This is a genomic window from Pseudomonas sp. FSL R10-2964 (genome assembly GCF_009600035.1).
In the GTDB taxonomy this organism is placed as follows: domain Bacteria; phylum Pseudomonadota; class Gammaproteobacteria; order Pseudomonadales; family Pseudomonadaceae; genus Aquipseudomonas; species Aquipseudomonas bubulae.
The window spans coordinates 1-253 of record NZ_WIWH01000153.1 but is presented as its reverse complement, the minus strand read 5'-3'; the positions used below and the strand labels follow the sequence as shown (position 1 = coordinate 253).

1 pseudogene is annotated in these 253 nt (G+C 62.8%); it reads right to left on the bottom strand.

The features are described 5' to 3' along the window. Nucleotides 1–253 (bottom strand): annotated as a pseudogene (locus GHN92_RS23740) (IS30 family transposase); the annotation flags it as partial.

The following is a 253-nucleotide window of genomic DNA, read 5'->3' as shown; positions in this document are numbered from 1 at the left end:
ATCGCGTTATAGATCGTCTCGCGACAGACGTAGGCATCTCTGAGGCTGGGAATGTTCATGCTGCGCAGCTTGCCGGCAATCTGCTCGGGAGACAAACGCTCACGGAGCATATGCGCCACCAACTCGAAGCGCTCACCACCCCGCAACAGCTTTCGCTTCGGTCGACACACCTGGCGGCGAGCCTGCATCTGCTGCTGGGCCGCGTGGGCCGAGTAGCCGCCACAGACATCTCGATTGCGGCGCAGCTCCCGGC